Raw genomic sequence first — 6611 nt, forward strand, 5'->3', positions numbered from 1 at the left:
GAACTGACGGTGGATCGCTTCCCGGAGCGCCCCACCACCCCCGACACCACCGCCGTCCGCCTCGCCCTGCTGGACGCCCTCGCCCTGCTCTCCCCGCGCGACCGCGCCATCGTCCTGCTGCGCCACTGGGAGGACCACAGCGTCGAGACCACCGCCGAGATCCTCGGCATCAGCACCTCGATCGTGAAGTCCCAGACCACCCGCGCCCTCGCCACCCTCCGCACCCACCTCGGCGAGGAGCGCCTCGCCCTCTTCGCGGCCTGACGGGACGTCATGACGACCTCCACCCGTTCGACGGCCGGGCTGTGGGCGGTGCTCATGGTGCTCTGCCTGTGCGCGGCCGGCCTCGCCGCCTTCCTCGGCCTGTCGCTGACCGCTCCCCGGGGCCGGGCCGAGCACGTCGCCCTGACGGCCTGTGAGACCAGGCACGGCGGCCGCGACGGCTACGTCCAGTGCACGGGCCTGCTGGCGGACGGCACCCAGGTCTCGCTACGCCACGACGGCCACCCCGGCGAGAGCGTGGACGCGGTCCGTACCCCCTGGGGCTCCTACGCCGTACCCCGGCCGGACCTCCCGGCCCGGGCCCTCGCCCTCACCGTCCCGCTGCTGCTGCTCGTGGCGGCCGCCGCCTCCGGGGCCGCCCTGCGCTCCGCGCTCCGCCGTCGGCGCTGACCGGCGCTGACCGGCACTCACCGGCACTCACCGGCGCGGTCCTACTCGTCTTCGAGGAGTCGGTCGAGGGTGCGGCGTCCCATCGCGCTCATGGCCGGGTTGCTCTCGACGTAGTACCAGACCAGGCCCATGGCCTGTTGGAACGCCCAGGCCCGGCCGCGCTCCCACTCGAGGTCGTCGCAGCCCAGTGCCGTCCGCAGCACCTGCCGCGGCCCCCGCTCCAGCAGGTGCCAGGCGCCGACCAGGTCCAGCGCGGGGTCGGCCGGGGCGAAGCCGCCGGTGTCCAGCACACCGGCCAGCCGGCCGTCGGCGACCAGCACGTTGCCGGGGGTCAGATCACCGTGGCTCATCACGTCGGCGCCCTCGCGCGGCAGCTCCCGAAGCCGGCTCCACATCCCGCGGAGCCGGGGGACGTCGAGCAGCCCCTCGCTCTCCTCGAAGCACAGGGCCATCCACTCGTCGTGGTCGGTCAGGACCCCGCCGCGGCCCCCGCCGCTGAACCGCCGCCCCCGGGTGTCGGCCCCCCGGAGAGCGGCCAGGAAGGCCGCGAGGTCCTCGGCGAACCGCTCCGACCGGCCGGGATCGGCGGCCGTGGCGGCCGTCCCGGCCAGCCAGGTCTGCACCGACCAGGGCAGCGGGAAGCCCGCCCCCGGTTCCCCCAGCGCAACGGGCTCCGGCACCGGGAACGGGGACACCCGCGCCAGCTCCGCACTCGCCTCGGCCTCCCGCCGCAGCGCCGCCGACACCTCGGCGGCACCGCCCGCCGCCCGCAGCGGGAACCGCGCCGCGAGGCCGTCCCCGACCCGGAAGATCGCATTGACGGTCCCCGTCGACGGCAGGAACCGGACCTCCAGCCCTCCCCACTCCGGGAACTGATCCCCGATCAGGCCCGCCACCGTCCCGGTGGTCACGTCCACCTGATCCTCGTGCATGGTCACTTCGCGCGAACTCCTCGGCTCTGATCCGTTGACGGCAGCAGCAGAACAGATCACGCGAGGCCGGGGCCAGTGCTTTTCGCCTGCCGTTCCGCCTGGTCCAGCCAGTCCAGGTACCAGCGGGCGAAGGTCACCGGCCGGCCGCCCTCGTCCAGGAGCGGAGCCAGATCCACCTCGTCGGCCCTGAGGTCCTCCCAGATGCGACCGCTCTCCGGGCCGTTGACCACCAGCCACTGACGGATCGCACAGCCCTGGTGGCAGATGACGATCGCGCCGACGGTGCGCTCCGGATCCCACATCACCTCGCCCCACCGCTCGTCCCACGCCTCGTGGGCGGTGTCGAACTCCTCGATGTCCTCGAAGTCCTCCTCCTCGGGGCACTCCTCCAGCAGCGCCTCCACCACCGCCGGGTCCAGCACGGTCGCCGGGAACGGCTCGGCGAGCCGGGCCCGGTCGGCCAGGTCCGCGCCGTCGCCCTCCCACCGCCACCCGTCCTCCGTCCGTCGCACGGGGAAGACCCCGTAGGCCGGTCCGGCTCCGCCGGCACCCACCTGGAGCAGGAACGTCCGGTACTCCGGCGGCAGTTCGGTGCCGATCTGCGCCTCCAGCTCCGCCAGCTCGGCCGGGGACAGCACCGGGTCGAGGGCGAAGTGATGACCGTTCGACCCGAACACGGCGGACTGCGGCTCCGGCCCGGCCGGTGCCAACGCCTCCACACGTGCGCGCACGCCCACCCACAGTTGATCATCCATGGCGCGGAGCGTAGCCCGCCCGTCGGACACGCTTCCGGCCGCCCGGCAGAAGGCCGGCGTCTGCCGCTTGCGCTAGTCTCCGGCCATGCTCCGCACCGATCGAACCTCCGTCCGACCCCGGCGCGGCGTGACACTCGCAGGCCTCGCCCTCGGCGTCCTCGCGCTGGCCGCCTGCACCCCGGACGGCACCGCCGCCCCGAGCCCGGCCGAAGCCGAGGCCGTGGCCGTGCACACCGCGCCCGCGTCGGCCGCACCGGCCCCGCCGCTGACCTTCCGTTACCAGGCGCGCGGCGAGCACGAGTTCATCGACCAGACGCTCATCATCGGCAACGACGGCCGGACGAGCGTGGCGCCGACCCTGGCGATCACGGCAGTCGACGCCACCGGCAAGGACCTCCCCGACGTACGGGTCACCACCGCGTACGGCAGCGACCGCGGCGGCCTCGTGGTCCAACCCGGCGGTGGCTACGACGTCCTGGCCTTCGGCGGCCCCGGCGCGGAGCAGGTCGCCGACGTCAAGGTGACCGTCAAGGAGACCGCCCCGGCGGACCTCCCCGCCGACGCGACCGCCGTCGAGGCGAAGCCGGCCGACGCCTCCGGTCGGCCCATGACCAAGTTCGACCCCTTCGAGCAGGTCCTGCTGAAGAACCCGAACACCACGCCGGTCTCCGTCCGCGTCGTCTACCTGGTCTACGACAAGCCCAAGCCCGGCACGCCCCAGCAGACCACCGCCGTCATCCCGATCGGCGGCCTGACCACCATCCCGCCCGGCGGCACCTCCTCCGTCCCCGTCACGGGCGACGCCGCGGCGGCCGTGCGGCAGTACTCCGACGGCCCGGCCGTCAGCGTCAAGACCTATTTCTCCCGCTAGCGCGAACCGCGTACCGGCTCAAGGCCTGTCCCTCGGCCGCCTCGGTCAGCCCCCAAGGTCGGCCGGCTCCGGCTCCGGCACCGCATGGTCGCAGGTGCCGAACTGATCGCCGATGTTGTTCCACATGAAGCCGTCCTGCCAGCCCGGCTTCGCGCCGGCCCAGCCGAGCAGTGCCGTGAGGACCTTCTCCTGGGAGACGGTCAGGGTCTGGAAGTGCCGCTCGGCGACGCCGTCCCGGTACTCGAGTTGATAGGTGTTGTTCTCCCGGAGTCGGACCTGGACGTACCAGCTGCCCGGCAGCTCTCCGCCCACCCGCTCCACCACCAGGTGGGCGTTGCCCCGCCCCAGGTTGGCCAGCATCGTCCCGATGGTGGGCCCGGTGGCGCGCTCCACCACGTGGCCACGCTCGTTGGTCGCGATCAGCATGGCCGGATCATCCAGCAGGGTGCTGACACCGCCTCAGGACATCACCGTCCCACCGCGGCGACGACCGACCGGTCCGGTGCGGTCCGTCAGAGGATCCGGCGCCACCAGGGTGGGGTCACCGGGGGGACCGGTGTCTCGGAGGGAGCGGGGCCGGGCCTGCCCTCGATCGGGATGTCCCATTCGACGAGGGCGGCGGGGAACCAGGTGACGGGCTTGGTGTCGGTGCGGGCGTTGGCCCAGGCCGCCACGCGGACGGCGGACTCCCGGTCGGGCAGCAGGACGCGGTCGGGGTCGGTGGTCACGCCGAGCTCGCGTACGCCGTCCCCGTGCAGGTCGTTGCAGAGCCAGGTGTGCAGGAGGCCGTGGTCGTAGCCGAGCACCTCCCAGCCGAGCTCGCGTCCGGCCGACTCGGCGGCGGGCAGACCGGTCCGCCGGCCGAGGTGCGCGAGAAGCACCGGCTCGTCGGTGCCGGCCGTGACGACGTCGGCGGCGAAGCCGTCGACGTGGTCGGCGGGCACCAGCAGGGCGTGGAGGCGCGCTCCCTCCGGCACGGGGACGGATCGGCAGGCCGCCAACGCCTCCGACGGGCCGGCGAACCAGTCCCCGTCCTCCGGAAGCCGGTCGACCAGACAGTCGGACGCCGTGGTGAGTCCTGGCCTCCGGGGCACTGCCGAGCCGTTCAACGATGCGGGCACCGCGACGAAGTAGCCGGCCAGCACCATCGCGTCCGGTTCGCCGTCAGCGGCGGAGACACCCTTGATCATCCCCGCACCGTACCTGACCCGCGCCCTCCGGCTCCGCATGCTCGGAGCGTTGACGAGCGATAGTTAGCGATATATCGTCGAAGTATCGAGATGGCTCGATGACAACGTCAACGAAAGTGAGTGATCACCATGCGTGGGTACGGATACGACAGGGGAGAAGGCCGTCGCCGTGAGCGGCGGGAGGGTTTCGGTGGCTTCGGCGGCGGGCGGCCCGGGGGGCCGTTCGGGGGGCCGTTCGGGCACGGGGGCGGGGGTGGCCGGGGTGGGTTTTCCGGGCACGGGCGGCGTGGGGGGAGGGCTCGGCGGGGGGATGTGCGGGCCTCGCTGCTGGCGTTGCTGGTGGAGCGGCCGATGCACGGCTACGAGATGATCACCGAGATCGGTGAGCGCTCGGGCGGGGCCTGGCGGCCGAGCCCGGGGTCGGTGTACCCGACGCTCCAGCTGCTGGAGGAGGAGGGGCTGATCGTCGGCAGCGAGGCGTCCGGGAAGCGGCTGTTCGAGCTGACCGAGCAGGGCCGCGCCGAGGCCGAGGCCGGTGCGCCGAACCCGTGGGAGCAGGCCGGCCGCGGGCTGGACTGGGAGGCGGTGCAGGAGGTCGGGCAGGCGCTCGGGGCGGTGGACCAGGCGATCCGTCAGGTGATGACCACCGGGACGGAGGAGCAGCGGGCCAAGGGCCTGGCGGTGCTCACCGAGGCCCGCAAGAAGCTGTACCTGATCCTGGCCGAGGAGGTGTGACGGTCCGTCAGCCCTCGGCGGAAGGAGCGGGGGCCTCGGCGGCCGAGGGGTCCTGGTACTCGTAGACCCAGCGCCAGCGGCCCTTGGGGTCGTACTCCTTGGCGCGCCGGTAGACCAGCGTGACGGCGGGGGTGTCCCCGTGTGCGGGGACCGGGACCTTGTAGACCTTGGGGACGTTGCTGAACGGCGTCAGCCCGACGGGCAGGGTCCGGCCGTCCAGGGGGCCGCCGACGAAGGGGGTGTCCGCGCTCTTCACGCTGCTCAGCCTACGGGTGTGACGGTCCGGTGGAGGTGCCCGGTGGCCGGTGTGAGGGGCCGGTGTGACCAGCGCAGCACCGCCCGCGGTCCGAACGGCCCCCCCGACACCCTTATCCTGCTCTGTACGCCCCTGGGAGTTCCCTGGTACCCGGGCCCCTCAAGGGTCCGCCTCGAACCGTGCCCCGGGCGACTCGGCCGTCCGGCGACACCGGCTCCGGCCCTCGGCGAAGCTGCCGGACCGACCGCACCCCGGGGAAGCAACGGGGTGGGCTCCGGCGTTGCGTCGGATGTTTGCGTCGGTCGCTGTGTCACACCAGGCACGGCAGCTACAGCAGGTGTGGAAGGGGTCCGATGGAAGCCAGCAGCAGGTGGACGGCCTGGTGGCAGCGGCGTGACCGCGAGCGGACCGGGCCGGGTGCGGGGGGCGATCCGGCCGGGAGGCTGGACCTGCTGCTCAAGGCGGTGCGGGCGGGGTTCCCGCTGGCGCCGGCCGCGCATCCGGCGGGGCACCGGTGTTCCTGCGACCGGGTCGGCTGTCCGGCTCCGGCCCAGCACCCGGTCTCCTTCGCCTGGCAGACCCAGGCCACCGTCGATCCGGAGCAGCTGGCCCGCTGGCTCTCCCGCGACCCGCAGGCCAACTTCGTCACCGCCACCGGCCGCGCCCACGACGTGCTGGACGTGCCGGCCGAGGCGGGCCGGCTGGCCCTGGAGCGCCTGGAGGCGCTCGGCGTGCACGGCCCGGTGGCCGCCGTCGGCGAGGACCGGTACCTGTTCTTCACCGCCACCCGGGGGACCCCGGTGGACGAGGACGAGTGGTGGCCGAGCGTGCTGGACAGCACTCCTGACACCATGTCGGACCACCCCGGCCTGCGCTGGCACTGCCGCGGCTCCTACACCCTGCTGCCCCCGGCCTCGCTGCCGGACGGCTCCCAGGTGCGCTGGCTGCGCGGCCCCGAGCTGCCGCTGCCGGACGCGCTGCGGGTGCTGGACGTGCTCACCGACGCCTGCACCGAGGTCGGCGCGGTGGCCCAGGAGCAGTGGCTGATCGGCTGACGGCCGGTCAGAAGGGAAGGGCGGTGGGGGGGGCGGGGGCCCGCCCCCCCCCCCCCCCCGGGGCGGGGGGGGGCAAAACCCCCCCCCCGGGGGGGGGGGGTCAACGCGCCCGCGGCCGGGGACCCCAACGAAAAACGGGCGGGGA

Annotated in this window: 10 protein-coding genes; 5 read left to right on the top strand and 5 right to left on the bottom strand. The window is 73.9% G+C overall.

What is annotated here, in order from left to right:
* Together ACWCYY_RS40405 and ACWCYY_RS40410 are read left to right on the top strand one after the other, a co-directional pair.
* Positions 1-264 (top strand): sigma factor-like helix-turn-helix DNA-binding protein (locus ACWCYY_RS40405; protein WP_449798931.1); only part of this gene is annotated, 264 nt, incomplete at its 5' end.
* A gap of 9 nt (positions 265-273) precedes the next feature.
* Positions 274-672 carry a hypothetical protein gene (locus ACWCYY_RS40410; protein ID WP_345282735.1) on the top strand — a complete coding sequence of 133 codons (399 nt, stop codon included), beginning with the start codon at positions 274-276 and terminating at the stop codon, positions 670-672.
* Positions 673-713: 41 nt separating this feature from the next.
* Here ACWCYY_RS40410 and ACWCYY_RS40415 read toward each other — a convergent pair whose 3' ends face one another.
* Entirely contained in the window at positions 714-1610 is an 897-nt protein-coding gene (locus tag ACWCYY_RS40415) for an aminoglycoside phosphotransferase family protein (RefSeq protein WP_380150172.1), read from the bottom strand.
* Between the two features lie 50 nt (positions 1611-1660).
* On the bottom strand, positions 1661-2359 hold the full coding sequence (locus ACWCYY_RS40420) for an SMI1/KNR4 family protein (RefSeq protein WP_449798932.1): 699 nt from the start codon (positions 2357-2359) through the stop codon (positions 1661-1663).
* A gap of 127 nt (positions 2360-2486) precedes the next feature.
* On the opposite strand from ACWCYY_RS40420, the gene ACWCYY_RS40425 reads away from it, so the two are divergent.
* The gene (locus tag ACWCYY_RS40425; protein WP_449798933.1) at positions 2487-3230 is read left to right on the top strand and encodes a hypothetical protein; all 744 of its coding nucleotides are present in this window, start codon (positions 2487-2489) and stop codon (positions 3228-3230) included.
* 45 nt (positions 3231-3275) lie between these two features.
* On the opposite strand, the gene ACWCYY_RS40430 is transcribed toward ACWCYY_RS40425, so the two are convergent.
* Together ACWCYY_RS40430 and ACWCYY_RS40435 are read right to left on the bottom strand one after the other, a co-directional pair.
* Complete coding sequence (locus ACWCYY_RS40430) at positions 3276-3656, bottom strand: hypothetical protein (protein ID WP_449798934.1); 381 nt, start codon at positions 3654-3656, stop codon at positions 3276-3278.
* 86 nt (positions 3657-3742) lie between these two features.
* Entirely contained in the window at positions 3743-4420 is a 678-nt protein-coding gene (locus ACWCYY_RS40435) for a hypothetical protein (RefSeq protein ID WP_449798935.1), read from the bottom strand.
* 312 nt (positions 4421-4732) lie between these two features.
* On the opposite strand from ACWCYY_RS40435, the gene ACWCYY_RS40440 reads away from it, so the two are divergent.
* The gene (locus tag ACWCYY_RS40440) at positions 4733-5155 is read left to right on the top strand and encodes a PadR family transcriptional regulator (RefSeq protein WP_449798936.1); all 423 of its coding nucleotides are present in this window, start codon (positions 4733-4735) and stop codon (positions 5153-5155) included.
* A 7-nt stretch (positions 5156-5162) separates the two neighbouring features.
* On the opposite strand, the gene ACWCYY_RS40445 is transcribed toward ACWCYY_RS40440, so the two are convergent.
* Positions 5163-5411, bottom strand: a complete 249-nt coding sequence (locus tag ACWCYY_RS40445; RefSeq protein ID WP_345282723.1) for a hypothetical protein — start codon at positions 5409-5411, stop codon at positions 5163-5165.
* 353 nt (positions 5412-5764) lie between these two features.
* Between ACWCYY_RS40445 and ACWCYY_RS40450 the strand changes: the two genes are divergently transcribed.
* Complete coding sequence (locus ACWCYY_RS40450; protein ID WP_345282721.1) at positions 5765-6466, top strand: bifunctional DNA primase/polymerase; 702 nt, start codon at positions 5765-5767, stop codon at positions 6464-6466.
* The last annotated feature ends 145 nt before the right edge of the window (positions 6467-6611 follow it).

Source organism: Kitasatospora sp. NPDC001664, from assembly GCF_053596675.1.